Consider the following 26,225-nt stretch of genomic DNA (forward strand, 5'->3'; position numbering starts at 1 on the left):
CCTCGGAGGAACGCCCCATGCAGCGCCGCAGCCTTGGCCTGATGCTCACCTTGCCCTTCGCCGCGCGCGCGCAGCCGGCCTGGTCGCCGGACCGGCCGATCCGCCTCCTCGTCGGCTTCGCGCCGGGCGGCAGCACGGACACCACGGCGCGCGTGGTGGCGCAGGCCATCACGGCCGGCCTCGGCCAATCCGTGCTGGTGGAGAATCGCACGGGGGCGGCGGGCAACCTCGCCAATGAGCACGTGGCCCGCAGCGCGGCCGATGGCTACACGCTCGTCATGGGCTCGATGGGCACGCATGCCACGAACCAGGCGCTCTATCGCAACCTCTCCTTCCATGTGGTGCGGGACTTCGCGCCCGTCTCGCTGGTGGCGCTCAGCGCCTGCCTGCTGGTGGTGCGCGCGAACCTGCCGGTGCAGAGCACGGCCGAGCTGATCGCCCGTGCGAAGGCCGCGCCGGGCAGCCTGAATTGCGGCATCGCCGGCGCGGGCTCCTCGCAGCATTTCGCTGCCGCGCTGTTCGAGCACCAGGCGGGCATCCGCTTCACCCAGGTGGCCTATCGCGGCGGCGCGCCCGCCATGGCGGACCTCGTCTCCGGCCGGCTCGATGTGATGTTCACGCCCGTCGTGGAAGCCATCGAGCAGGTGCGCGCCGGCCAGGTGCGGGCGCTGGGCATCACGCGCCAGGCGCGCTCGCCGCAGCTGCCCGAGATCCCGGCGGTCGCCGAGGCGCTGCCAGGCTATGCCTTCAACTCCTGGCTCGGCGTCTTCGCCCCCGCCGGCACGCCCGCGCCGGTGGTGCTGCGCCTCTCGCGCGAGATCGCGGCGGGCCTCGCCACACCCACCGTGAAGGCGCGCATGGAGCAGCTGGGCTATGAGGTGGTGGGCAGCACGCCCGAGGAATTCGCGGCCTTCCAGGCGGCGGAACTGCCGCGCGTGACGGAGCTGGTGCGGATCTCGGGCGCCACCGTGGAGTAGCCTCAGGCCTCGTCAGGCGGCACCACGCCGGGGCGCGGGTCAATCGGCAGTTTCCGGTCCAGCCCCGTCGCCTGTTCGAACAGCGCCGCCGCCTGCAACGCCACCTCGTCCCGGCGCGAGGGCGCGGCGATCTGCAGGCCGACCGGCCTTCCATACTGGTCGAAGCCGCAGGGCACGGCGACGGCCGGCGAACCTGCCAGCGTCATCGCCGCATTGAACATCGAGCCCGCCATGTAGTTCTCCAGCTTGCGGCCGGCGATGCTGGTCGGGTTGCGCAGCATCACGTCGAAGGCGGGCGTGCCGGCGCTGGGCGTGACGAAGATGTCGTAGCGGCGGAACAGCTCCACCATGCGGCGATAGAAGGCCGCGCGCTCGCGATCCGCCCAGGCGATGCGGCTCGGCGTCGCGTTCAGGCCGAGCTCCGTGTTCCAGATGATGTCGGGCTTCAGCAGGTCCCGATGCGTCTGCATCTGCAACTCGCGATCCACCACGAAATTCTGGCTGCGCAGCGCGAGGAAGGCGTCGGTCAGTTCGGCGAGGTCGGGCGCATATTCCTCGACGATGCAGCCCATGGCCTCGAAATGCTTCAGCGCCGCCGTGCAGATGGCGCGCGTTTCGCGGTCCACCGGCAGCACGCCGTTGTAGTCCATGGTGAAGGCGACGCGCCGGGGCGGCCGCGCCTCGGCCACCGCCTGGCTGTAACTCACGGCCGGGGCGTCATAGGTCAGCGGGTCCTCCGGGCACCAGCCGGCCATGGTGTCGAGGAAGAGCGCGAGATCGGGGATGTTGCGCGCCATCGGCCCCTGCACAGAAAGCGGCGCGAAGAGGTTGTTCACCGTGCCCCGCGTCACGCGCCCGGGCGAAGGCCGCAGCCCCACCACGCTGCAATAGGTGCCAGGCCGCCGCAGGCTGCCGCCGTGATCCGTTCCCTGAGCGAGCCAGACCTCGCCGGTCGCGAGCGAGACGGCGCCGCCGCCCGTGCTGCCGCCACAGGTGAGGGAGGTGTTCCACGGATTGCGCGTGCGGCCGAACACCTCGTTGAAGGTGGAGCCGCCCGCGCCGAATTCCGGCGTGTTCGACTTGCCGATGACGATGCCGCCCCGCGCCTCGATCCGTTGCACCACCGGGTGGGAGCGTGCGGGCACGTGGTCCTTGAAGATGGGCGAGCCATAGGTGGTGCGCACCCCCGCGACATCGGTCAGGTCCTTGATCGAGACGGGCAGCCCGCCGAGCCAGCCGGGCGCGCCCTCCATCTCTCGCCCCTCGCCCCGCATCAGCCGCTTCGCATGATCCCGGGCGCGGTCCAGGCAAAGGGTCGGCAGGGCGTTCACCGCGGGCTCCACCGCGGCGATGCGCGCCGCCGCCGCCTCGACCAGTTCGATGGGCGAGACCTCGCGCCGGTTGAGCCTCGCCACCGCTTCGCGCGCGCTGAGCTGATGCAGTTCCATGGGCCACGCCCTCCTCGTTCTTGAGGCGCAGCATGGCCCATCGCCCGGAGGCCCGGAAGGTGACGCTTGCCCCGGCGCATCGCGCGCGCGCAGTATTTCCATGCGCCCGGCCAGGGCGCGCTGCGAAAGGATGGAACGCATGGATCTCGTTGCGCGCGCCAAGGGCCTGATGACGAACCCGTTGGCCGAATGGCAGGTCATCGCCGCCGAACCCGCCGAGACGGGCGATCTTTTCAAGTCCTACGTCGTGCCGCTCTCCGCCCTGCAGGCGGTGGGCGGGCTGGTGGGCTCGGCCCTGATGGGGTTTGGCGTCCTCGGGCTCGGCGGACTGATCGGCAGCACGCTGGTGGGCTGGGGGCTCTCGCTCGTCGGCGTCTTCGTGCTGGCGAAGATCGTGGCCATGCTGACGCCCCGCTTCGGCGGGCCGGCGGACCCCGTGGCCGCCATGAAGCTCGCCGCCTTCGCGCCCACGGCCTCCTGGGTGGGCGGCGCCTTCATGATCATCCCCTGGATCGGCTGGATTCCCGCGCTGGCCGGCGGGCTCTACAGCCTGTTCCTCTTCTATGTCGGCACGCCCATCGTCATGCGCATCCCGAAGGAGCGCGTGATGGGCTTCGCGCTCTCCGTCGTCCTGGTGGCGGTGCTGGTGAACATCGCCATCGGCATCATCGTGGGCGTGCTGTTTTAGGCTCCAAACCCAATCAGGTCTGGCTTCGACACGTTGCGATGTGATTCGCTGCCTTCGTTCAGGGGGGCGACGCGGATGGCGCATGGGTTTTGGCTGACGGATCGGCAGTGGGAAGCGATCGCGCCGCTCCTGCCGCAGAACCAGCCCGGGGCACGTCGGGTGGACGACCGGCGTGTGCTCAGCGGGATCGTGCACATGCTCAAGCATGGCGGCCGCTGGCAGGATTGCCCTCGGATCTATGGCCCGCCCACCACGATCTACAATCGCTATCACCGCTGGTCGCAGCGCGGCATCTGGACGCAGATGTTGACCGCGCTGGTACAGGCGACGCCAGGTGGTCTGCAGTTGATCGACAGCACGACAGCCAAGGCACAGCGCGCGGCGGCGGGCGGAAAAGGGGGGCCGAGTTCCAGGCCATTGGCCGCTCCCGCGGCGGTCGCGGGACCAAGATCCACCTCGTAACCGATGGCACGGGCCGCGTTCTCACCTTCGTCGTGACGCCCGGCCAGATGGGCGACATGCGCCCCGCTCACGACCTACTCGCCCGCCTGCCCCCGTCAGCCAAGCTCCTGGCCGACGCGGCCTATGACAGCAACGGCCTGCGTGCGTTTCTCGCCGAGCGGGGCACCCTGCCGGTCATCCCGAACAACCCCACCCGCAGGCGGTTCCATCCCTTCGACAAGACTGCCTACCGAGCGCGAAACGCCATCGAGCGAACCTTTAGCCGGCTGAAGGACTGGCGCCGCATCCACACCAGATACAACAAGCTCGCCAACAACTTCGCCTCGGCCGTCGCCATCGCAGCCGCAATCATCTGCTGGTGCTGAATGAGTCTCGAGCCTAGAGCATGATGCGTTGAGGCGGAATCGCCGAAACGCTGAATCATCCTCTCAGCAAGAGGCTAGACCGCGCGAAGTGAACGCATGTGAACGCAGCACGGTCTAGTTGTTTAGTCCCGGCATTTGGTGGTGCGGATTTTTGTTGAATCGTTCGGGCGTTTCTGCCCACGTCCTGCAGATGAACTCGTAGGGTGTGAGGCCGCGGAGGCGCTTAAGGCGGCGGGCGAAGTTGTAGGCGGCGACGAAGTCGTCGAGGTGTCGTCGCAACTGCTCGTGGTTGTCGTAGTGGAAGCGCTTGACTGTGGCGTCCTTGATGGTGCGGTTCATCCGCTCGACCTGACCATTCGTCCAAGGATGATTGATCTTGGTGAAGCGGTGCTCGATGCCGTTTTCCTGGCACCGCATGGCGAACATGTGGGTCATGTAGCGCGCCGTCGGGCCGTCGGCGTAGCGCGGGGCAAAGCGGAATTGGATTCCGTTGTCGGTGAGTACCGTATGGATGCGGTAGGGCACGGCGGCGATGAGGGCCTCTAGGAAGGCGGATGCCGTGACGCGCGTGGCGCTCTCGACTAGAGCGTCATCCGGTCTGACTGAATCGTGGGGATTCCCGGAACGGCTGTTTTCTGATTCACGCTGTCTTCCGGAGCGTGGAGGCCGGGCTGGATGTCGAAGGCGCTCTCACTGGATCTACGGCAGCGCACGCTGGCTGCGGTGTTGGAAGAAGGCCTCACGCACCGCCAGGCGGCCGAGCGGTTCAAGGTCAGCGCAGCCAGCGTCAGCCGCTGGCGTACCCTTGCCGCCGAGGGTGCGGTGCCGATGCACGGTCCGCTTGGTGGTGATCGGCGCAGCCATGTTGTGGAGGCCGAGGCTGAGACGATCCTCGAAGTGTTTCACGCGCAGCGCGACATGACGCTGCTGGAACTGCGCGTAGCCCTTGCCGAACGGGGCCTGCGCTTCGGCTACGGCACGCTTTGGCGCTTCTTCGACCGTCGCGGCTACACGCGCAAAAAAAGACCGCGCACGCAGCCGAGCAGCAACGCCCCGACGTCCTGAGCCGGCGCGAAGCCTGGTTCGAGGCGCAGCTCGACCTCGATCCTGAGCGCCTGATCTTCGTCGACGAGAGCTGGGCCAGCACCAACATGGCCCGACGCCATGGCCGCTGCCCGCGTGGCGAGCGCCTGCGCATGGCAATCCCCCACGGCCATTGGAAAACCACCACGCTGATCGCCGGGATGCGCAGCAGCGGCGTGGTCGCGCCCTTCGTGATCGACAGCCCAGTCAACCGGCTCATCTTCGAAGCCTGGGTGGAGCAAGCGCTCGTGCCGGAACTGCGGGCCGGCGACATCGTGGTGATGGACAACCTCAGCAGCCACAAAGGCCCGGCCGTGCGGGCCCTCATCGAGGCCAAGGGTGCGCATCTGCTCTACCTGCCGCCCTACAGCCCGGACTTCAATCCAATCGAGAACCTGTTCGCCAAGCTGAAGGCGCTGCTGCGCCGCGAGGCTGCGCGGACCATCGACACCCTGTGGAACGCCATCGGGCGCATTCTCGACCGCGTCACCCCGCGCGAGTGTCAGCGCATGTTCGCCGCAGCAGGGTATGATCCAGATGGATGGGATTAAGCTCTAGTTGGACGAAGGCGAACTTGCTGGTGCGGTCGATGGCCACAAACAGATAGAGCTTGCCTTCTTCGGTCTGCACCTCGGCGATGTCGATGTGGAAGAAGCCGATGGCGTAAGTCTTGAACTTGGCCTTGGACTTCTTGTCGCCCTCGACCTCGGGCAGGCGCGAGATGCCGTGACGCTGCAGGCAGCGGTGCAGGGCGGAGCGGGTGAGCTGCGGGATAGTGGCCTGCAGGGCGTAGAGGCAGTCGTCCAGCGGCAGCAGGGTGTGACGGCGGAAGGCGACGACGATGGCCTCCTGCTCGGGTGACAGCGTGGAGGAGCGGGCGTCTCGCGGCCCGGTGGGCAGATCGGTGACCGAGGTGCGCTTGCGCCACTTGGCGATGGTCTTGGGGTTCACGCCGTAACGCCTGGCGAGTTCTCTCAGGCTCGCTTGACTATGCTGGATCGCGCGACGGACCGCCTCTGTCGTTGTGGCGCACCCATGGAGAATTTGACCCATAGCGCATCCTTCCATTCCTTGGAGAAGACTGCACCATCAAAACCCGGGATCAAACACCTAGAACCGCCAGATCAGCGGGATCAGGAAGACCGCGACGACGAAGAACCAGATCATGAGCGGCAGGCCGAGCTTCCAGTAGTCGCCGAAGGCATAGCCGCCCGGGCCCATCACCATCAGGTTGGTGGGCGTGGCGATCGGCGTCAGGAAGGAGGCTGCGGCCGCGACCGCGATGCTCATGAGCACCGGCAGCGGCGAGACCCCCATCCCCATCGCCGCCGCGACGCCGATCGGGATGACGATCAGCGCCGTCGCCGTGTTGGAAATGAGCTGGCCCAGGATGGCCGTCAGGACAAAGAGCCCCGCCAGCAAGGCATAAGGCCCGGCATCGCCCACCAGCGCCACCAGGCCCTCCGCCAGCAGCGCGGCTGCCCCGCTCTGCTCCATCGCGGCCGAGAGCGGCATCAGGGCGCCGACCAGGATCACCGTCGTCCAGTCCACCGCGCGGTAGGATTGATCCACCGTCAGCACGCCCGCAAGGATCAGGGCGAAGCCGGCCAGCACCCCGGCCACGGCCGCGGGGACCAGTCCGGTCGCCAACAGGAAGACCATGGCGCCCAGGATGATCAGCGCCTGCTTCGCCCCCTGCCCAAGCGGCACGGCCTGGCGGCGCACCACATCGGGCGAGTTCACCACCAGCACCTCCGGGTCGTTCAGCCGGATATCCAACGCCTTCCAGGTGCCCTGCAGCAGCATGGTGTCACCCGCCTCGAGCACCGTGGCGCCAGGCCCGACATCGGCGCCGCCACGCTGGACCGCGATGATGATGAGGTCCCCGCTATCGGTCGTCATCCCCGGGAATACCTCGCGCCCGATCATGGCCGAGCGCGGCGGGATCATCACTTCGGCGAGGCCGGAGCGGCGGTTGAACAGCGCCTCCTCCGCCTCGGCATCGCCCGCCTCGGGGCGGAAGGCCAGATGCTGGTCGGCGGCCAGGCGCGCGGCCCCCTCGGCATCGCCGCGGACCAGGATGTGGTCGCCCATGGCGATGTACCCCCGCTTGAGCGGCGCCGCGGTGTCCCCCTCCTGCACGGCGATGACCTGAAGCCCCGGATAGGCGCTGAAATCGAGCGGCGTGGCCGCGCCCACATAGGGCGAGCTCTCGCGGACGCGCAGGCGGAACACGCCGTCCGCCAGCCCGTACTGCTCCACCAGCGTGCGCGCATGGGCGGAGAAATCGGCCGGCATGGAGGGGCCGCCGCGCGTGGGCAGCAGGAACTGGCCGAAGAGGATGATGATGGCGAGCGTGCCGAGCAGGAGCGGCACGCCCACCAGCGTGAACTCGAAGAAGCCGAAGCGGCCGAAGCCGGCCTCGAAGGCCGCGTTGGAGGCCAGCACGTTCACCGGCGTGCCGGTCAGCGCCAGCATCGAGCCCGCATGGGCCGAGAAGACCAGCGGCATCAGCAGTTGCGAGGGCGCGCGCTTGAGACGCACCGCCATCACCACCACCACCGGCAACAGGGCCGCCACCGCGCCGTTCAGGCTGATCAGCGCCGTCAGCAGCGCGACCAGCAACCCGTTCAGCGCGAGCAGCCGCGCGCGGCTGTCCTCCCCCGCGCTTGCGATGAGCTGCTGCCCCGCCCAGGCGGTGACGCCGGTGCGCTCCAGCGCCGCGCTCATCAGGAAGAGCGAGGCGATGAAGATCACCGCCGGGTCGCCATAGCCCGAGAGCGCCTCGTTCAGCGTGAGCACGCCCGTCGCCCAAAGCGAAAGGCCCGTGCCCATGGCCACCACGACCACCGGCAGGCGGTTCCAGATGAAGAGCACGACGGCCACGCAGATGATCGCGGCGATGATCCAGATATCGCTCATGGCGCGCGGATTCCTGAACTGGGGGTCAAAGCGGCAGCAGCCATGGCACAAGAACCAGAGAGGCCGCCATCACGATCAGCGTGAACGGCACGCCGACCTTCACGAAATCGCCGAAGCCATAGCCGCCCGGCCCCACCACCAGCGTGTTCACCGGCGAGGAGATGGGCGTCATGAAGGCCGCCGAGGCCGCAATCGCCACGATCATGGCGAAGGGATAGGGGGAGAGGCCGAGTTCCGTGGCCACCGCGATGGCGACCGGCGCCATCAGCACCGCCGTCGCCGTATTGGAGATGAAGAGGCCAAGGGCGGCCGTGATGACGAAGAGCAGCCCGAGGACGACATGCGGCGCGGCATCGCCCGCGAAGGCGGTCACCGCGCCGGCGGCGAGGTCCACCCCGCCCGTGCGCTGCAAGGCGAGCGAGAAGGGCAGCATGCCGACGATGAGAACGAGGCTCTTCCAGGAGATCGAGGCATAGGCGCTGTTGAAATCCACGCAGCGCAGCAGCCCCATCAGCAGGCAGCCGATCAGCACCGCGTGCACATTGGGCACGATGCCGCTCACCATCATGCCCACCGTCAGCGCCAGCACCGCGACGGATTGCGGCGCGCGGCTGGCAGCCGGCAGCACCTCGCGCTCCTCCACGGGCAGACGCAGCAGGACGAGGTCGTGGAAATCGCCGCGCAGCTTGCGGATGTCCGACCAGAAGCCGGTCAGCAGCAGTGTGTCGCCGCCCCTCAGCCGTTCCTCCAGCAGCCCCTCGGTCAGCACCTTGCGCCCGCGCCGGAGGCCGAGCACAGTCAGCCCCGTCTCGCTGCGCATGCGCGCCTGCAGGACCGTCTGTCCGATCAGGGGGGATTCCGGGGCGACCAGCGCCTCCACCATGCCCAATTCCTGGGAACGGTCGGTGAAGTATCCGCATTCGCCAAGCGGCAGCGCCTCCAGCCCGTATTCTGTCGCGACCTGCACGATGTCTACCCCGGGCGCGACCACATCGAGCAGCAGCACCTGCCCCACCGCGAGCTCGGTCCGCGGCGTGGGCCGGATCACCTCCGTGGTGAAGCGGGCGGGCTGCTCGATGGCCAGCAGGTTGATGCCCGGAATGCTGGAGCTGAGATCCTCCAGCCGTTGGCCCGCCAGCGGCGAGCCAGGGCGGATGCGGAGCTGGAAGGCGCGGCCCGCCAGCCCGTATTCGCGCACCCAGTCGCGCAGGTTGGGGGCGCGCTGCTCGCTCTCCGGCGCGGCCTGGGCGGGCAGCAATCGGCGCGCGAACAGCATGTAGAGGACAGCCAGCACGAGGAAGGCGAGGCCGAAGGGCGTGAAGGTGAAGAAGCCGAAGCCCTCCGCCCCCTGCCGCACCAGTTCCGCGTTCACGACGAGGTTCGGCGTGGTGGCGACGAGCGTCAGCATGCCGCTCACCAGCGCGGCCACGCTCAGCGGCATCATCAGCTGCGAGGGCACCGTGCCGGTGTTCTGACAGATGCGCAGCACCACGGGGATGAAGATCGCAACCACCGCCGTCGAACTCATGAAGGCGCCGAGGCCCGAGACGCAGAGCATCAGCAGCACCAGCATGCGCGTCTCGCTCTGGCCGGCGGTCGCGTTCAGCCAATCGCCCAGGCGGCGCGCGACGCCGGTCCGCACCAGCCCCTCGCCGATCACGAAGAGGCCGGCGATGAGGATGATGGAAGGGTCGCTGAAGCCGGCCAGCGCCTCGTTGATGGTGAGGACGCCGGTGAAGGGCATCAGGACGATCATCAGCAGCGCCACCGCATCCATGCGGGGACGGTTGGTCACGAACATGACGATGGCGGCGGCCAGCAGCAGCAGGACCAGGGCGAGCTCGGTGTTCATGCGGCGCGTCCGAAAGGCCAGAGGAAGGGCACGAGGAAGACGGCCACCAGGAAGGACCAGCCCAGCAGCGGGAGGCCGAGCCGCCAGTAGTCGCCGAAGCGATAGCCGCCCGGCCCCTGCACCATCAGGCTGGCGGAGGAGGCGATGGGGGTGAGGAAGGAGGCGGCCGCGGCCACCGCCACCGTCACCAGCGCCGTGCGCGGCGAAACCTGCATGGCCCCCGCGGCCGCGATGGCGACGGGGATGACGATCAGGGCCGTCGCCGTGCTGGAGATGAGCTGGCAAAGACAGGCGGTGAGCAGGAAAAGCCCCGCCAGCAGCGCATAGGGGCTGGCCTCGCCGACCACCGCGACGAGCGTGTCCGCGATCAGATAAGCGGCCCCCGTCTTGTACATCGCCGTCGAGAGCGGGATCAGCGAGGCGATCATGATCAGGATGTTCCAGTTGATCGCGCGATAGGCGCGCTCGGTCTTGAGCACGCCGAGCAGGATCGCGGCGCAGGCCGCGATCAGCGCGGCCACCACGCTCGGCACCGCGCCGGTGGCCAGGAGCCCCACCATCAGCAGCAGGATGGCGATGGCCCGGCGCGAGCCGGCGCCCAGCGGGATGGCCTGCCCGCGCAGGGTGGAGGGCGCCGTCACCACCAGCACATTGGGGTCGCCGGCCTGCTCCTCCAGCGCCTCCCAGGCTCCCTGCAGCAGCAGCGTGTCGCCGGCCGCGAGCGCCACGGCGCCCGGCCCCAGCCGCTCGCCGCGCCGCTGGATGCCGAGGATGACGAGATCCCCGCCCGGCGTGATCATGCCCGGGAACACCGTCTCGCCGATCAGGCCCGAGCGCGGCGGCAGCACCACCTCCATGAAGCCGGTGGCGTGGTTGAACAAGGCCTGGTTCAGTTGCGGCCGTCCCGCCCGGCGCGCGGCGAGACCGCTGTCACGCGCAAAGGCGCGCACCACCTCGGCTTCGCCCCGCATGATGAGAAGATCTCCTGCGGCGATCGGCCGGTGGCGCGCGAGGCCCTCGCGATCCGGCCCGCGGATGGCGATGAGGCCGAGGCCGGGGTGGTTCCGCCCCTCCAGCCGCAATTCGAGTTCCGCGCGCGGCGTGCCGATGAAGGGTGAGCCCGCCGCCACCTCCAGCTGGTGAAGATCCTCGAAGAGCCCGTATTGCTCGGAGAGCCTGCCCGAGTGGCGGCTCAGATCCTCCGGCATGCTGCGGCTCATGCGGCTGGGCAGCAGCCTGGCGCCGAAGAGCAGCACGATGGTCATGTGGCCCAGCAGAAGCGCGACGCCGACCAGGCTCATCTCGAAGAAGCCGAAGGCGGGCATCCCCTGCTCCACCGCCGCATCCGAGATCAGCACGTTCACCAGGCTGCCGGTCAGCACCAGCATGGAACCGGAATAGGAGGCGAAGGCCAGCGGCATCATCAGCTGCGCCGGCGGCTGGCGCAGCCGCACCGCCACCAGCACGAGCACCGGCAGCAAGGCCGCCGCCGCACCGCTGGAGCCGATCATCGCCGTGAGCAGAGCGGCCAGAAGCATGGTCAGCAGCAGCAACCGCTCACGGCTGGCGCCCGCCTGGCGCACCAGCACCTGCCCCACCCAGGCGGTGACGCCCGAGGCATCGAGGCTGGCACTCACCACGAAGAGCGAGGCGATGAAGAGGATGGTGGTGTCGCCGAACCCGGCCAGCGCCTCGGGCAGGTCAAGAATGCCGGTGGCGTAGAGCAGCAGCGCCGCGCACAAGGCCACCACGGCGACAGGCACGCGGTTCGAGACGAACAGCACGACCATGCCGCCGATGATGGCGAAGGTGATGGCGATGTCGCTCATCGCGCGTCACGCGGCCCACGGCATCACAGACCCCAGGGGATGCCGAGCAGGTACCAGCCCGCGAGGAAGGCGGTCCATATCACTGAGATCCAGATCACATAGGGCAGCATCAGCGCGATCACGGTGCCGATGCCGGCATCCTTCTGGTACTTGATCGCGAAGGTCACGATCATCGCGAAATAGGCGTTGAGCGGCGTGATGGCGTTCAGTGGGCTGTCGCCCACGCGATAGGCGGCCAGCACCACCTCCGGCTCCACGCCGAGTTGCATCAGCAGCGGCACGAAGACCGGCGCGAAGATCGCCCATTTGGCGATGGCCGCCGTGATGATGAGGTCGATGCCCATCACCGCTATGACGAAGCCGATGATGAGCGCGATGGAGGGCAGGCTCAGCCATTCCAGGAATTTCGCGGCGGAGACGGCGGCCAGCGTGGCCATGTTCGTATAGTTGAAGAAGGCGATGAACTGGCTGATCACCAACAGCAGGAGGATCAGCCCCGACAGCCCGCCGATCGCCTTCTGGATCGCCGCGATGATCTCGGCCGAGCCCTTCATCGTCCCCGCCCCCTTGCCATAGGCGGCGCCGGTGACGAGGAAGATCAGCGCGATCGTCACGATCAGGCTGTTCATGAAGGGCGAGCCCTCGATCATCGCGCCCGTGACCGGGTTGCGCAGCGGCGCGCCCGGCGGCAGGAGCAAGAGGCCGATGAAGCCCAGCACGCACAGCAGCGCGATGCCGGCGTAACGCAGGCCGCGGTACTCAGCGTCGCTCAGCACGTTCTCGCCGGGCACCGTGTAGTCGCCGGTATAGGCGCCGAGGCGCGGTTCGATCACGCGCTCGGTGATGAGCACGATCAGCACCGTCAGCATGGCCACCGATCCGATGGAAAACCAGAGGTTGGAGGCGAGGTCGATCGTCTGGCTCGGATTCACCAGCCGGATCGCATCATTGGTGATCTCGGTCAGGATGCCATCCACCGGCACGATCAGGATGTTCACGAGAAACGCCGCCGCCACCGAGGCGAAACCGACGGCAAGGCCCGCCAGCGGATGCCGCCCGACCGAGAGGAAGGCCGCCGCCGCCAGCGGGATCAGCACCAGATACCCCGCATCGGCGGCGACCGAGGAGAGGATGCCCACGAAGGTGAGGATCCAGGTCAGCGCCCAGCGTGGCGAAATGATGACGAGCTTGCGGATCAGCACCTTCACCAGGCCCGCCTCCTCCGCGACACCCACGCCCACCATCGCGATGATGATGACGCCGACGGCGGTGAAGCCCATGAAGTTGCCCACCACGCCGGTATACATGAAGCGGATGCCCTCGATGGTAAGAAGGCTCCGCGCCGCGGTCGTCGCGGGCTCGATATTGCCCGTCGCGGGGTTGTAGGCCTGATAGCTGACCTCCGCGCCGAAGAGGGCGAGCAGCGTGGAGAGCGCGATCACGATGCCGATCAGGTAGATGAAGATCATCACCGGATGCGGCACCTGGTTGCCGACCCGCTCGACCGTGTCGAGCATCTTCTGCATGCGGCTCTTGGGGGCGGTCGCGTCGCTCATCGGCCTCGGTCCTTCCTGGAGCTAGCGGGAGAGCGCGTCGAGAATCCGCGCCCAGGAGTGGATGCCCTTCTGGAAGCTCACCAGATTGTATTTCTCGTTCGGGCTGTGGATGCGGTCATCCTCCAGTCCGAAGCCGGCCAGGATCACATCCATGCCGAGCGACTGCTTGAGCTGGTGGGTGACGGGGATGGAACCGCCGCCGCCGATGAAGACGGCGGGCTTCGGCCATTCGTCGCTCAGCGCCTCGCGCGCCTTGAGGAAGGCCGGGTCATCCGTCGGGAAGCGGATCGCCTGGCCCGAGCCATGCTCGATGAACTCGGCGCGGCAGTCGGCGGGCAGGCGGTCCATCACATGCTGGCGGAAGGCGGCGCGCACCTTGTGCGGGTCCTGGTCGAAGACGAGGCGGAAGGAGACCTTCGCGGAGGCCTTGGCCGGGATCACCGTCTTGAAGCCCTCGCCCTGGTAGCCGCCGCCCATGCCGTTGATCTCGGCGGTCGGGCGGGACCAGGTCTGTTCCAGGGCGCTGTAGCCCTTCTCGCCGGCGGGGATGCCGAGGCCGACCGCGCCCAGGAAGGCCTCGGCGGTGAAGCCCAGCGTGTCCCATTGCGCGCGCAGAGCGGGGTCCAGCTCCGGCACGCCGTCATAGAAGCCCTTGAGCGTCACACGGCCGTTCTCGTCATGCAGGTCGGCCAGGATGCGGGCCAGCACGCGGTTCGGATTGGCCGCGGCCGAGCCGTAGAAGCCTGAATGCAGGTCGCGGTCGGCGGCGTGGATGATCACCTCCTCGCCGCAGAGGCCGCGCAGCATGGTGGTGATGGCCGGCGTCTCGGCATCCCACATGTTGGTGTCGCAGATCAGGCCGATATCGGCGCGCAGCTCATCCGCATTGGCCTGCAGGAAGCCCGGCAGATTCACGCCACCCGATTCCTCCTCGCCCTCCAGCAGGATGGAGACGGGGATGGGCAGCTTGCCGGTGACGGCCTTCCAGGCCCGGCAGGCCTCGATGAAGGTCATGAGCTGCCCCTTGTCATCGGCCGAGCCGCGGCCGGTGATGACCTTGGTGCCGCAGGGCAGCGTCTGGATCGTCGGCTCGAAGGGGTCGCGGTCCCAGAGCTCCAGCGGGTCCACCGGCTGCACGTCGTAATGGCCGTAGAACAGCGCGGACTTGCCCGGCGTGCTGCGGTCATGCGCCACCACCATGGGGTGGCCGGGCGTGGGGCGGACGGCGGCGTCGAAGCCGATCGCCTTGAGGTCCGCCACATGCCATTCGGCGTTGGCCTGGCACTCGGCCTTGTAGGCCGGGTCGGTCGAGATGGACTTGATGCGGATGACGGCGAAGAGGCGCTCCAGCGCGGCATCCATGTTGGCATCAATATGGGCGAGGACGGCGTTGAGCTCGGACATCTGGCCTCCCGGGGCGAGTTCTTGCGCATGCATGCTGCCCGAGTTTACCCCGCCGGCGCCAGCGCCGGATGCGCGTGGCGTCCCGGCCATGGGCCGCGCGTCCCAGCCCTCAGGGCGTGTCCATGATCCCGACGGTGGAGGGCTCGCTCCGCCAGCCGTCGCCGCTCCGCCCGCGCTCGAAGCCATAGGCGAAGAGGGCTTGCATATAGGCCGGGTCGAAGGGCTCGCGCCGGGGGTGGTCGAACTCGCGGCCGATATAGGCCACGCGAAAGGCGATGCCGTCGCGCAGCGTGGTCAGGTGGATGCGGCTGATGTCACCCAGGCCGCTGTAGTGCAGCAGCGTCGCGGCGGAACGGCGGGTGATGCTGAGCACGCCGCGCGGCGTGCGGCTCGCCTCCACATCCACCCGCCCGTTGCGGATCACATGGGCGGTGCGCGGGCGCTGGCTCCGCTGGCCGCTCGGATTCACCGAGGGCGGGTAGAGGAAGACCTGCATGCTCGCGCCGCCATCCACGTGCATCTCCTGGAAGACGCGGCCCTCGTGCTGCACCTCGACCAGCACCGGCGGGAAGGCCCCGGGAATGGAGGCGGAAGCGAGCAGGATGCGGCGGAAGAGGCTCAGCGCATCCGGATGCCCGCTCGCCGCGATGGCCCCGATGTTCCAGACCACCGGGCGCTGCACGTCGAGATTGGTGGTGCCGATCAGCAGCAGCCGCCCCTTGGCGTATTCGGCGGCGATCGCGGCCAGCATCGCCTCATTGGCATGGCGGGCGATGAGGCGGCTGAGCGGCGAGGTGTCGGCGATGGCCTCGCCGAAGAAGAGGGCGAAGGCCGCCCGGGCCTGGTGCGGCAGCAGCAGGATGTCCTGTGGGCGCTGTCCGGTGAAGACATCGCGCAGCGCTTCGTCATAATCCGGGCCGAGGAAGGCGAAGGGGGCGATCAGCGCCCCGGCCGAGATGCCCGTGACCAGGTTGAACCGGGGCCGCGTGCCGGCGGCCGTCCAGCCCAGCATCATGCCCGCTCCGAAGGCGCCGTTGTCGCCGCCACCCGAGAGGGCGAGGAAATTCTGCGGGCCGAGCGGCAGGCCCTGCGCGGCGGCCCGCTCGCGCTCGGCCATCATCCGCCCCTCGCGCATCAGCGGCGCCGGGTCGGCGTCGAACCAGAAGCGCGCATTGGGGATGCCGAGGACGGGGATGTCCTCGGTCTCGGCGGCGGGCGGGGGGTCCAGGCGGAGGTAGCTCGCGCAGCCGGTCATCAGCAACGCCGCCAGAAGGATCGTCGCCGCACGGCGCAGCGGTCGGAACCGCAAGTTCTGAACCATCACGCTTCGCACCCGCCTGGAGGGATACTTCAGAAGCGGGCGACCGTCGCGAAAAGGAAGCGGTTGGCGATGCCATGCCCCGCCTGCCCCGCCCCGGCCGCCGCCGCGCCGCCATAGAGGTCGCGCCGGGTGTAGAGATACTCGAAGCCAATATCCAGCCAGCCCGAGCCGAAGACGCCGTTCCGCACCTGGCCGAAGGGGCTCCAGATGATGTTGGCGAAGAGTTGCTGGATGTCACGGTTCAGGCTGGTCGCCGCCGCCGAGCCCGGCGCGAAGGCCAGCGCGTAGCTCGCGAAATCCTGGCGCGAGAAGGAGTATGTGACGTTGCTGCGGATCTGCGGCGTCCAGAAGCGCCGGTAGCCTGCCGTCACCCCCCAGGCCGGCACGGGGTCGAGGCTCACGCGCCCGGTCAGCCCCGGCATGCCGATGTTGGAGAGCGCGTCCTGCCCATTGGTGCTGCCCGCGAAGTAGCGCCCCATCCCTTCGCCGACATAGGCCTGGGCGAGCAGTTCATCCGGCCCGAAGGATTCGGAGATCCAGCGCATGGGGAATCGCACATGCGCCGCGGCGCCGACACCCGTGGCACTCGTCGTCCCGCTGAAGGGCTGCGCGGCGGCGGTGCCCGCGGGGCGGATCTGCAATTGCCGCAGCATGCCGCGCAGGCCGAATTCGAGGCCATCCTTGCGGTAGTTCAGCCGGGCCAGCACGTCGGGCGCGTTGTTGAAGGCCGGGCTCGCGCCACCATCCAGCGTGCTGCCGGGCGTGAAGACGCCGGCGGCCGAGGTGTATTGCGTGTCCGGCGCCTCCAGCGAGACCTGCCCGGTCAGGCCATCGGCGAGGCGCGCCGTCAGGCGCAGCTGCGCCTGGCGGATGAAGGACTGATTGAGGTTGGTGGCGTCGATCAGCGTCTCGTAGAGGCCCTCGTTCCACAGGCTGTTCGCCTGGCCCACCAGCACGCGGAAACGCTCATCGCCCAGTTCGCCCCAGGCCTGGCGCAGGCGGAAGACGGCGTTGGAGGAGGTCGGCGCGCCGCCGCCGAAGTCACCCTCGAGCCGGGTCTCCAGCGTGCCCCAGCCGGTCAGGCTGCGGGTGTCCACGCCGAAGCGGCTGAACCGCGCCGTCATGCCGAAATCGCCGCCCTGCTGGGAGGCGGCGCTGCCGGTCAGCGGGATGCCGCCGGGCAATGGCGCGTCGGTCTGGTTGCGGCCATTGGCATCTGTCCAGGCGGAGAGCTTGGCGAAGCCGTAGAGCCGCACTTGAGTCTCGGTGCCGGGGACGCGGAAGGCGATGCCGGGCAGGTCGGAACGCAGCGCATCGCCGGTCGAGGTCTGGTCGCCCATGGGTTCGGGCGGCAGCAGGCCGGGCACGTCGCGCTCGCTGGGCGCCGTGCCGCCGGCGGGCGGCAAGGCGGCGCGGGCGAGGTTCTGCTGGATGGTCTGCGCCTGGTCGGCCGCGGCGCGCGCATCCCGCGCGGCGGCCTGCGCGGCCTGGACATCGGCCTGGGTGGCGGCGGGCGGCGTGGCCGGTGCGCGGGCGGCGCGCGCGGGCGGCGCGGCGGCGCGGGCCTGCCGGGCGACCAGCGCCTCCAGCTGCTCCATCCGGCGGCGCATCTCCTCGTCGCGCCGGCGCATCTCGTTCAACTGCTGGCGGAGTTCCGCGATGGTGGCGGCGTCGGCCCCCGATGCCGTCCCTTGGGCCTTCGCCGCCGGCGGCGCGCCAAGGGCCGCCGCCAGGAGCACGATGGTCGCCCCGCCCAGGGGCCGGGCGACAGCGCAAGTCATTGCGAGGAGGCGCGCCCGGCAGCGACGCCCTGATTGAAGGCACGCTGCTGCGCACGCTGGTGCTGGTCCCAGGCGAAGCCGCCTGCGCCGCCGGCCGCGGCGCCGATCAAGGCGCCCGTGCCGGCATTGCCGGAAATGGAGCCGATGGCCAGGCCGGTCAGCGCGCCCACGGCCGCGCCGCCGCCCACGCGCTGCGTGGTGGGCGTCATCTGCCCCGTGCTGTCGCAGGCGGCGAGGCCGAGGAGCAGGAGGCCGGGGGCGAGGAGACGGGTCTTCATGGCGTGTCCTTTCGCGTCAGCGCGCGCCACGGCGCCGGGCGGGCGCCGCGCAGGGATAGGTGTTGGCGGCCCAGCGCATCAGGCCATCCACCGCCTTGGTCTCCGCCTGGTCGGGATTGGCGGCCACCCAGGCGACGAAGGAGCTCTGCACGAAGTCCAGCGTCGGCGCCGGCTGCGGCAGGCAGAAGGCGGGCATGATGCCGCCCGGCCGCGTGATCTCGATGTGGTACTGCCCGACGCCCACGATGAAGCCGCGGCAGTAACCCTGCGCGGTCATCGAATCCGCATCGGTGCCGCTCGCGCCGCACAGCGCCGCAAGCACGCCGGTGCTGAGTTGCGGCAGCGGATCGGGCGCCTGCGCCAGGCCAGGACTGCCGGCCAGGACCAGCAGCGCGAGGCCTCCCCACCAAGATTTCGCATCCGGCATGGCGCAGTCTCCTCCTTCCGTCCCTGGCGCGCGATCCGGATCACGCGCAATTCTTGCGTGATCGACGCTAAGGGCGGCGCCCGGGCGCAACAATAGGAATTTCGTGCCGTGGGCGTGCGCTGCGTCCCAGGCCGCGCCCTCCTTGCGCGGGCGACAGTGGCACGCGCCGCGAAATCCGCCTTTCATGCCAAGAGGAGGAACGCATGGACCATCGCCTGCACAGCATGGAGCCGGAGGGTGCCATGCCCGTCTCAACCGGCAGCCTGCCGCCGCCCGAGACGATCCGCGCCCTGGTGCGCGAGGCATGGGAGCGCTTCGCCCCCATCCGCGAGGGCCAGTTGGCCGACTATATCCCCGCCCTGGCGCAGGCCGACCCGAATCTCTTCGGCCTGTGCATCGCGGGCGTGGATGGCCGCAGCTTCGCCGTCGGCGACGCGGATCACGCCTTCTCCATCCAGAGCATGTCCAAGCCCTTCGTCTTCGCGCTGGTCTGCGAGGCGCTGGGTGGCGGCATCGCGCGCGAGCGCGTCGGCGTGAACGCCACGGGCCTGCCCTTCAACTCCGTCATGGCGATCGAGCTGAACGCCGAACGCACCATGAACCCCATGGTGAATGCCGGCGCCATCGCGACGACGAGCCTGGTGCCGGGCACCGGCATCGAGGCGAAATGGGCCTTCATCCGCGACGGTCTCTCACGCTTCGCCGGGCGCGACCTCGTGCTGGACGCGGCGGTCTACGCCTCGGAGGCCGCGACCAACCAGCGCAACCAGGGCATCGCGCGGCTGCTGCACGGCTATGGCCGCCTCTATGCCGACCCGGACGAGGCGACCGAACTCTACACCCGGCAATGCGCGCTGAACGTCACGGCGCGGGACATGGCGGTGATGGGTGCCACGCTGGCCGATGGCGGCGTGAACCCCGTGACGCGCGAGCGCGTGGTGGATGCCGATCGCTGCCAGCGCGTGCTCGCCGTGATGGCGACGGCCGGTCTTTATGAGCATTCGGGCGACTGGCTATATGCGGTGGGGCTGCCGGGCAAGAGCGGCGTCGCGGGGGGCATCGTCACCATCGCGCCGGGCAAGGGGGGCCTCGGCGTCTTCTCGCCGCCGCTCGACGCCGCCGGCAACAGCGTGCGCGGGCAATTGGCGACGAAGTTCCTCTCCGAGGGGCTCGGCCTCAACCTCTTCGCGTCGCGGCCGGTGGCGTCGTCAGCGCCGCCCGCCTAGCAGGCCGCCCAGCCCGCGGAACACCTCCTGCACAGGGGCCTGCAATTCGCGCGGCACGAGGGGGATCACGGCCGGCGCGGGTGCCGCCTCACGCCCCGCATGGCCGAGCCGCGCCTGGCGCAGCTGCGCGTTGCAATCGGGCTCGCCGGAATCGCCACGCAGCCATTCCAGCGTGCTGTTGCGCCACAGTCGGTTGGCGATCGTGTCGCCCGCGAGCTGCGCCAGCGCCTGCCCCGGCTCCACGCCCACACGGGGTGCCCCCAGCGTGCCGCCAATGCCGACCGGCGCGCGCATGGTCGCCCCCAGCACGCGCAGATCGGGCCGGAGCTGCGCCGCCAGGGTCTCGTTGCGGAGATTGACCGCGAGGCTGCCCGTGATGCGCCCGGCCGAGCTTTCCAGCAGCAGCGCCTCGCTCCGCAACAGCCCCGCCTCGGCCGCGAAGCTGAGCGCGAAGCAGCGGATCTCCACGCCCTCGGGCGGCGCGCGGCCCATCAGCAGGATGCGCGTGAGATCCGGCCCGATCTGGAACATGCCGGCGCGCGAGAGCCGCCCCTCCACCATGGCCAGGCCGGCCGCACCGCTCACGCTCGCCGCCAGGGCTCGCGTGCTGATCCCCTCGCCCCGCAGGTCGAGCGCCACCTCCACCGGGCCCTGCACGCCGATGCCCGCTCCCAGCTCGCGCCGGATGGCGGCGAAGTCGATGCCATGGCCGGCGGAACGGAGCGCGAGAGTGGCGCGCGGCGGCGTGCTCGCGACATCCCAGCCGATCCGCCCACCCAGCGCCCCGCCCGGTGAGGTGACGGCGAAATCCGCCAGTTCCAGTCTCCCGGCCGCGAGGGTCACGCGGCTGCGCAGGCCCCGCCAGGTGAGGCCCGCCGCCTGCACGCGCTCGGCCGTGAGGTCGAGCGTGGCGTCGAAGCCGCGCAGCGCCGCGACCGGCAGCGCGATGTCGGGGATGACCCGGCCGGGCGTCTGCGGCCGCGCCGAGCCGGCGGGAAAGGCCGCGCCCGGATCCAATGTGATGAACTGCACAGCCCCTTGCAGGCTGGGCCGCGCACCCCAGCCGATGGTGACGGCGCCCGTCGCCTGAAGGCCGGTCGCGCTCAACCGAGCGCCCTCCCAGCGCAGCGCGGCGGGGCCCGCGCGGGAGAGCCGCCCCTGCGCCTCGACCTGCCGCAGCGCCGGAAGCTCGGCGCCCAGCAGCGGGCCGAGCGGCGCCAGATGCGGCGCGTTCAACGTCACGTCGAAGGGGGCCGCGCCCAGCGGGTCGCTCCAGGTGAAGGCGCCGCGTGCAGTGAGGCGCGCCGCGCCCAAGCTGAGGCGCGCCGTCACCGGCATGGGCGCGCTGGTGGTGAAGGCGATGCGCGGTGGTGGCAGCGTGAACTCCGCCGCCAAGGGCGCGCGGCCGCGCTCAGCCTGGAGCGTGAGCGTCATCGCCTGGTCCAGCCTGGGCGCCGTCAGCGCCGCCTGCGCGATCTTGAGGCCGGCCCATGGCTCGGAGGCGCCAGCCTCGACGCGCAGGTCGGAGAGCTTGCCCGCGGGACCCAGCCGCGCCGAACCCTTGAGCGGGCCAAGCGCGGGCAGCACGGCATCACTGCCGAGCAACGCCATGAGCCGCGCAGGCGAGGCGACCTCGGCCGTCAGCGTGAGGTTCCAGGCGGGGTCGGCCAAGCTCGCGGCCACCCGGCCCTGGCCCGCCAGGCTGAAGCCCTCGCCCGCCAGCGTGGCGCGGGCGGTGGCGTCGGCCTCCAGGCTCGCCTCCACCTGCATCGCCTCCTCGCGCAGACGCACGCGCCCCTGCAACGCGATGACGCCGGCCGCGGGACGACGAATGGTGAGGCTCTCCACGCCGAGCGGCCCAGGCAGACCATCGGGCGGATGCAGCCGGGAGGATTCGATGCGCACCAGGGGCGGCATGGTGCCGCCGCCACCGCCCTCACCGCCGAAGCGCCAATTGGCCGCGCCCGAGGCGTCACGCTCCAGCCAGAGCTCCGCCCCGACGAGGCGTAGGTCCAGGATCTCGGCTCGGCCATCCAGCAGCGCGCGCAGGGCGAGCGTGACCGCCAACTGGTCGATGCGGGCGAAATCCGGCGCCTGGAGGCCCGGGAGATTGGCGACGCGCACATCCCGCACCGTGACCTGCGGCGGCAGGCTGAGGCGCAGGGCTATGGGGCCGAGCGTGACCGCGCGCCCGGTGGCGCGCTCCAGCGCGGCGTCGAGCGAGGCGGTGAAGGCACCGCCCTGCAGGGCGGCGCGCAGCGCGAAGGGGCTTGCCAGCAGGGCCAGCAGCAGGCCGGCCAGGCCCCAGAGCCACCAGCGCCTCATGCCGCGAGCGCCATGGCGAGGATCAGCGCCAGCAAGAGCCCGAGCAGCGCGAGGCCGGCGCTGGGCCAGGCGCGCAGCCGGGATTCGATCCGCGCGGCGCGGGCGGCCAGCGGGGGGGCGATCCGGCTGGCGGCGGCTTCGGCGAAGACAAGCAGGTCGCCCTCCGGCGGACGGGGCAGGCGCGCCTCGAAGGCCCGCAGCGCGAGGAAGCCCAACGCGCCCAGCAGCACGGGCCAGAGCGCCGGCCATAGGTTCACCGGCGCGGCATAGAGCCACCAGGGAAGCAGCAGCGCCGCCGCCGTCATGACGGCGAAGGGCAGGATCAGGCCGAGCCCGGCGCGCGCTTCGCTGGACTCGGCGAAGCCCGCGCGCAGCCGGGCGGCGAAATGCAGCATCAACATGGTGGTCCCCGCGGCGGAGAGCGCCGAGAGCCAGCCCAGCACCCCCGCACCAAGTTGCGCCTTCGTCGCCTCCTTTGCCAGCGCCCCGCCCGAGAAGGGCAGCCCGCCGAAGCTCAGCGCCAGCAGCAGCACGGGCGCCATCACCCAGGCCGCGCGCCGCGCCCCGGTGGCGAGCGCCACGCCCACGCCGAGGAAGAGCGCGCCCTTGGCCAGCACATGGTGCGAAGCATAGCGCGCGGCATCGAGCGGCGTGCCCGCATCGCCCGCCGCCAGCCCGAAGCCCAAGGCCGCCATCACCACGCCCATCTGGCTGACGCTGGAATAGGCGAGGATCGTCTTGGGGTTGCGCTGCGTGACGCCGAGCGCCACGCCATAGAAGGCCGTGAGCAGGCCGAGCGCGCCGAGCGCCGTGCCCCAGCCCGCGATGCCGCCCTCGAAGGGCAGGAAGCGGATCAGCCCGATGATGCCGGCCTTGATGATGGCGCCGCTCAGCACCGCCGAAGCCGGCATGGGTGCCGCCGGATGCGCGAGGGGCAGCCAGACATGCAGCGGCACGAGGCCCGCCTTCAGCCCGAAGCCCAGGAGCAGCAGCAGGATCGTCACGTCGCGCAGCGGCGCGTTGGGCAGCGCCGCCACCGCATCGGCGATGGCGAGGCTCTCGCCCGGAATGCTCACCGCCAAGAGCGCGAAGGCGAAGAGCAGAAACACTTCGCCCAGCACGGCCAGCGCCAGGTAGATCGCGCCCGCCCGGCGCGCGCGCGCCGTCGCGTCATGGACCACGAGGCCATAGGCGGCGAGGCTGACCAGCGCGAAGGCGAAGTAGAAGGTGACGAGGTCGCCCGCGACGAAGACGCCAAGGCTGCCCGCCAGCGTCAGCAGCCACCAGCCGGCGAAGCGCTTGGCCCCCGGCAGGCAGGCGCTGGCATAGGCGCCGGCCGCGGACCAGAGCAGCGCGGCCACGCCGAGCAGCAGGGCGCCAGGTGCGTCGAGGCCGAGCGAGAGACGCAGCCAATCCGCGTAGATCACCAGCGGTGGTGCATCGCCGGCGATCACCGCGGCGCACAGCCCGGGCAGCGGCGCGTAAGCCAGCAGCCCCGGCAGACGCGCGCGCCCGCGCTCGGTGACGGCCGTCGCCAGCAGGGCCAGCGGCGTGAGGATGGTCGCCAGCAGCAGGAGATGGGCGAGGCTCGTCATCGGCCGATCAGCACCAGCCCGAAGGCGCCGAGTGGCAGCAGGCCCAGCAGCACGGAGAGGATGGCGAGGCCGAGCGCCACGCGCTCCTGCATCGGATCCACCGGCGCGGCCGGCGCGAAACCGGCGGCGGGTGCGCGCATGGCGGCGCTCAGCACACGGAAGACATAGCCGCCGGTCAGAAGCCCGCCCGCCACGATGACCAGCGCCCACCACCATTGGCCGGCATAAAGCGCCGCCTGCAGCAGCAGCCACTTCGCGGTGAAGCCGCCGCTCGGCGGGATGCCCATGAGCGAGAGGCCGGCCAGGCCGAAAGCCAGCACCGAAAGCGGCGCGACGCGGGCCGCGCCGTGCAGTTCGGCGATGCGGTCATGCCCCATGCCGCGCGCGATGACGCCGGCCGCCAGGAACATCGCCGCCTTGGCGAAGGCGTGGCTGATGGCCTGCAGCGCGCCGCCGGTCCAGGCGCGCTCCGCCACTTCGGCCGCGCTGCCCGCCACCAGCGGGAACATGAGGAAGAGGTAGCCGATCTGCGCGACGGTCGAATACGCCACCAGTAGCTTCAGCCGCGCCTGACGAAGGGCCACGAGGCTGCCGAACAGGATCGCGGCCGCGCCCAGCAGCGCGAGGATGGGTGCGACGGCCAGCAGGAGGGCCGCCGGCATCACCCAGAACCACAGCCGCAGCAGCAGGACGTAGGAGGCCTTCACGACCAGGCCCGAGAGCAGCGCGCTGGCCGCCGGCGGCGCGCCCGCATGCGCGGCCGGCAGCCAGAGATGCAGCGGGAAGAGCGCCATCTTGCCGAGCAGGCCCACCGTCATCAGCGAAGCCGCCACGATGGTGGGCGCATCGGCCCGCGCCGCGCGCGAGAGCAGCAGGATGTCCAGCGTGCCATAGGCGCCGTAGAGCAGCGCCGTGCCGAGCAGATAGAGCACCGAGCCGATCAGCGCGAAGAGCAGGTAGCGCAGTTCCGCCTTGAACTGCGTGGCGCGGCCGTCGAGGCAGGCGAGCGCCAGCGCGCCGAAGGTCAGCATCTCGAGCGCCACGAAGAGATTGAACAGGTCGCCGCCCAGGAAGGCCGCGTTCAGCGCGGCCCAGAGCGCCAGAAGGAAGCACCAGAAGGCGAGCGGCGCGCGCGCCTCCGTGCCACCCGGCGCCGTCGCGTAGTCGGCGCGGGCGAAGAGGGTGATGGCGGCGATGATCAGCGCCGTCGTCATCAGCATCGCGGCCGCGAGGCCATCGGCGCGCAGGGCAAGGCCGAGCGGCGGCGCCCAGCCCCCCACGAAAGCCACGACGGGCGCCCGGGCGTGCAGCACGCCCGCCAGCAGCACCGCCGCCATGGTGACGCCGAGCGGCGCGAGGCAGAGCGTGATCCGCTCCGGCGCGCGCCCCCCCTGCGCGAAGCCGATGAGCAGGCCGGTGACGGGGGCCACGAGCATCAGCACCAGAAGAAATCCGCCGGGCGTCGCCTCCATCAGGGCTTGGTCTCGTCTTCGGCGATGGTGGCGGCACCCGTGATCTGAAACAGGCGGAGCACCAGCACCAGCGCCAGCGCGGTCGCCGCGAAGGCGACGACGAGGCCCGTGATGACCAGCGCCTGCGGCACCGGATCGCCGCCGCGCGCCGCCACCACGCCGAACAGCAGGAAGACGCCGCCGCCCAGCAGGTTGAAGGCCAGCACCTTGCGCAGCAGCGCGGGCTGCGTGACCAGGCCGTAGAGGCCGAGCGCCACCAGCGCCGAGGCGGCGAGGCCGTAGGTCATGCGCGCCGCCCCTCGGGCGGGCCGGCGACCATCAGCACCAGCGCGGCCGCGACGGAGAGCGTCATCGCCGCCTCGATCAGCAGGATCAGCGGCTTGGCGATGGTGGGCGGGTAGGAGAGGAATCCATCGGCGATCACGAAGCCCAGCAGCCCCACGCCGATGAAGGCGAGCGGCCCGGCGACCACCACCCAGCGCAGGCCGCGCGAGGCGACCGGCGGCAGCCGCCAGAGCCCCGCCACCCAGGCGAGGATGCCCATGGCCGCCAGGATGGTGCCGCCCTGGAACTTGCCGCCCGGTGCATCGGCGCCGACCCAGGCGACGTAGATGCCGATGACGATGCCGATGGGCGGCAGCACCCGCGCCAGCAAGGATACCGGTCCACTGGACTGGACCGGAAACAGGGGGCCCGGTGTTGTGCCCCAACGCCGGTCCGGCGCCATGCTCCAGATGGCGAGCACCGCGAAGACCAGCACCACCGCCTCCAGCAGCGTGTCCAGCCCGCGATACGCCATGAGCACGCCGGTGATGGGATTGGCGACGCCCAACTCCGGCAGATGCCGCGCGACCGCCGCCGCCTGGCTCGGCGCGGGGTCGGGCAGGCCGAGCACGGCGACCGCCAGCGCGAGGCCGACCGCGCCGCACAGGATGGCGGCGGCCAGGCGCTGGCGCGGGCCGGGTGTGGCCGCATCAATCTCCGCCCGCCCGCCGCGCAGCCGCACGACGGCGAAGAGCAGGATGACGCCGGTGGCCCCAGCCCCCAGCGCCGCCTCGGTCAACGCCACATCCACCGCACCCAGGCGCACCCAGACGAGGGCCAGCAGCAGCCCATAGGCGACGAAGCCGATCACGGCCGGGAAGTTCCCGCGCACCGCCAACGTCCAGATCGCGACGCCGACCACGGCGAGGGCCAGCATCAGGTCCAGCATC

At 70.5% G+C, this 26,225-nt stretch carries 20 protein-coding genes and 3 pseudogenes; 6 read left to right on the forward strand and 17 right to left on the reverse strand.

The window, feature by feature from the left end:
• Positions 1–17 precede the first annotated feature (17 nt).
• Entirely contained in the window at positions 18–977 is a 960-nt protein-coding gene (locus ACQ860_RS07860) for a Bug family tripartite tricarboxylate transporter substrate binding protein (protein WP_431302834.1), read from the forward strand.
• 2 nt (positions 978–979) lie between these two features.
• Here the strand turns inward: ACQ860_RS07860 and ACQ860_RS07865 are convergent, their stop codons facing one another.
• Positions 980–2,425, reverse strand: a complete 1,446-nt coding sequence (locus tag ACQ860_RS07865; RefSeq protein ID WP_431302835.1) for an amidase — start codon at positions 2,423–2,425, stop codon at positions 980–982.
• Between the two features lie 139 nt (positions 2,426–2,564).
• Here ACQ860_RS07865 and ACQ860_RS07870 point away from each other — a divergent pair, with 139 nt between their 5' ends.
• The 3 genes and pseudogenes from ACQ860_RS07870 (at position 2,565) to ACQ860_RS07880 (ending at position 3,940) form a co-directional block, all read left to right on the forward strand.
• Complete coding sequence (locus tag ACQ860_RS07870; RefSeq protein ID WP_431302836.1) at positions 2,565–3,113, forward strand: Yip1 family protein; 549 nt, start codon at positions 2,565–2,567, stop codon at positions 3,111–3,113.
• Between the two features lie 75 nt (positions 3,114–3,188).
• A pseudogene (locus tag ACQ860_RS07875) lies at positions 3,189–3,359 on the forward strand (transposase); the annotation flags it as partial.
• Positions 3,338–3,940, forward strand: coding sequence for an IS5 family transposase (locus ACQ860_RS07880; RefSeq protein ID WP_431302837.1), 603 nt, complete (start codon positions 3,338–3,340; stop codon positions 3,938–3,940). The pseudogene ACQ860_RS07875 and the gene ACQ860_RS07880, both read left to right, overlap by 22 nt.
• Before the next feature lie 114 nt (positions 3,941–4,054).
• Here the strand turns inward: ACQ860_RS07880 and ACQ860_RS07885 are convergent.
• A pseudogene (locus ACQ860_RS07885) lies at positions 4,055–4,525 on the reverse strand (integrase core domain-containing protein); the annotation flags it as partial.
• Between the two features lie 90 nt (positions 4,526–4,615).
• On the opposite strand from ACQ860_RS07885, the gene ACQ860_RS07890 reads away from it, so the two are divergent.
• A protein-coding gene (locus ACQ860_RS07890; RefSeq protein WP_431302838.1) for an IS630 family transposase occupies positions 4,616–5,574 on the forward strand; the annotation gives its coding sequence in 2 pieces (ribosomal slippage) (positions 4,616–4,967 and positions 4,967–5,574; 960 coding nt in all).
• A 4-nt stretch (positions 5,575–5,578) separates the two neighbouring features.
• On the opposite strand, the pseudogene ACQ860_RS07895 reads toward ACQ860_RS07890, so the two are convergent.
• From ACQ860_RS07895 to ACQ860_RS07940, 10 genes and pseudogenes are all read right to left on the reverse strand, one after another.
• Positions 5,579–6,076 (reverse strand): annotated as a pseudogene (locus ACQ860_RS07895) (IS481 family transposase); the annotation flags it as partial.
• Between the two features lie 57 nt (positions 6,077–6,133).
• A complete protein-coding gene (locus ACQ860_RS07900) occupies positions 6,134–7,945 on the reverse strand; it encodes an SLC13 family permease (protein WP_431302839.1) in 1,812 nt (603 codons plus the stop codon).
• A gap of 25 nt (positions 7,946–7,970) precedes the next feature.
• Positions 7,971–9,797: an SLC13 family permease gene (locus tag ACQ860_RS07905; RefSeq protein ID WP_431302840.1), complete on the reverse strand. Its 1,827-nt coding sequence runs from the start codon at positions 9,795–9,797 to the stop codon at positions 7,971–7,973.
• Positions 9,794–11,626 carry an SLC13 family permease gene (locus ACQ860_RS07910; RefSeq protein WP_431302841.1) on the reverse strand — a complete coding sequence of 611 codons (1,833 nt, stop codon included), beginning with the start codon at positions 11,624–11,626 and terminating at the stop codon, positions 9,794–9,796. The genes ACQ860_RS07905 and ACQ860_RS07910 overlap by 4 nt, the downstream gene beginning before the upstream one ends.
• Positions 11,627–11,649: 23 nt before the next feature.
• The gene (locus ACQ860_RS07915; protein WP_431302842.1) at positions 11,650–13,182 is read right to left on the reverse strand and encodes an AbgT family transporter; all 1,533 of its coding nucleotides are present in this window, start codon (positions 13,180–13,182) and stop codon (positions 11,650–11,652) included.
• Between the two features lie 21 nt (positions 13,183–13,203).
• Positions 13,204–14,586 carry a M20/M25/M40 family metallo-hydrolase gene (locus ACQ860_RS07920; protein WP_431302843.1) on the reverse strand — a complete coding sequence of 461 codons (1,383 nt, stop codon included), beginning with the start codon at positions 14,584–14,586 and terminating at the stop codon, positions 13,204–13,206.
• Positions 14,587–14,695: 109 nt separating this feature from the next.
• On the reverse strand, positions 14,696–15,895 hold the full coding sequence (locus ACQ860_RS07925) for a patatin-like phospholipase family protein (RefSeq protein ID WP_431302844.1): 1,200 nt from the start codon (positions 15,893–15,895) through the stop codon (positions 14,696–14,698).
• 41 nt (positions 15,896–15,936) lie between these two features.
• Positions 15,937–17,688, reverse strand: coding sequence for a DcaP family trimeric outer membrane transporter (locus tag ACQ860_RS07930; RefSeq protein ID WP_431302845.1), 1,752 nt, complete (start codon positions 17,686–17,688; stop codon positions 15,937–15,939).
• On the reverse strand, positions 17,685–17,966 hold the full coding sequence (locus ACQ860_RS07935) for a glycine zipper domain-containing protein (protein WP_431302846.1): 282 nt from the start codon (positions 17,964–17,966) through the stop codon (positions 17,685–17,687). The genes ACQ860_RS07930 and ACQ860_RS07935 overlap by 4 nt, the downstream gene beginning before the upstream one ends.
• 16 nt (positions 17,967–17,982) lie before the next feature.
• Complete coding sequence (locus ACQ860_RS07940; RefSeq protein ID WP_431302847.1) at positions 17,983–18,393, reverse strand: Rap1a/Tai family immunity protein; 411 nt, start codon at positions 18,391–18,393, stop codon at positions 17,983–17,985.
• A 203-nt stretch (positions 18,394–18,596) separates the two neighbouring features.
• Here ACQ860_RS07940 and glsA point away from each other — a divergent pair, with 203 nt between their 5' ends.
• Entirely contained in the window at positions 18,597–19,619 is a 1,023-nt protein-coding gene (gene glsA / locus ACQ860_RS07945; protein WP_431302848.1) for a glutaminase A, read from the forward strand.
• Here the strand turns inward: glsA and ACQ860_RS07950 are convergent.
• The 5 genes from ACQ860_RS07950 to ACQ860_RS07970 are packed head-to-tail and all read right to left on the reverse strand — an operon-like array spanning position 19,602 to position 26,224.
• Positions 19,602–21,944 carry an AsmA family protein gene (locus ACQ860_RS07950; RefSeq protein WP_431302849.1) on the reverse strand — a complete coding sequence of 781 codons (2,343 nt, stop codon included), beginning with the start codon at positions 21,942–21,944 and terminating at the stop codon, positions 19,602–19,604. The genes glsA and ACQ860_RS07950 overlap by 18 nt on opposite strands.
• Positions 21,941–23,539: a proton-conducting transporter membrane subunit gene (locus ACQ860_RS07955; RefSeq protein ID WP_431302850.1), complete on the reverse strand. Its 1,599-nt coding sequence runs from the start codon at positions 23,537–23,539 to the stop codon at positions 21,941–21,943. The genes ACQ860_RS07950 and ACQ860_RS07955 overlap by 4 nt, the downstream gene beginning before the upstream one ends.
• Complete coding sequence (locus ACQ860_RS07960; RefSeq protein ID WP_431302851.1) at positions 23,536–25,011, reverse strand: complex I subunit 5 family protein; 1,476 nt, start codon at positions 25,009–25,011, stop codon at positions 23,536–23,538. The genes ACQ860_RS07955 and ACQ860_RS07960 overlap by 4 nt, the downstream gene beginning before the upstream one ends.
• Positions 25,011–25,298, reverse strand: a complete 288-nt coding sequence (locus ACQ860_RS07965; protein WP_431302852.1) for an NADH-quinone oxidoreductase subunit K — start codon at positions 25,296–25,298, stop codon at positions 25,011–25,013. Before ACQ860_RS07965 ends, ACQ860_RS07960 begins: the two co-directional genes overlap by 1 nt.
• Positions 25,295–26,224, reverse strand: coding sequence for a hydrogenase subunit MbhD domain-containing protein (locus tag ACQ860_RS07970; protein ID WP_431305734.1), 930 nt, complete (start codon positions 26,222–26,224; stop codon positions 25,295–25,297). The genes ACQ860_RS07965 and ACQ860_RS07970 overlap by 4 nt, the downstream gene beginning before the upstream one ends.
• Position 26,225 lies beyond the last annotated feature (1 nt).

Source organism: Sediminicoccus sp. BL-A-41-H5 (assembly GCF_050632405.1).
Classification (GTDB): domain Bacteria; phylum Pseudomonadota; class Alphaproteobacteria; order Acetobacterales; family Acetobacteraceae; genus Roseococcus.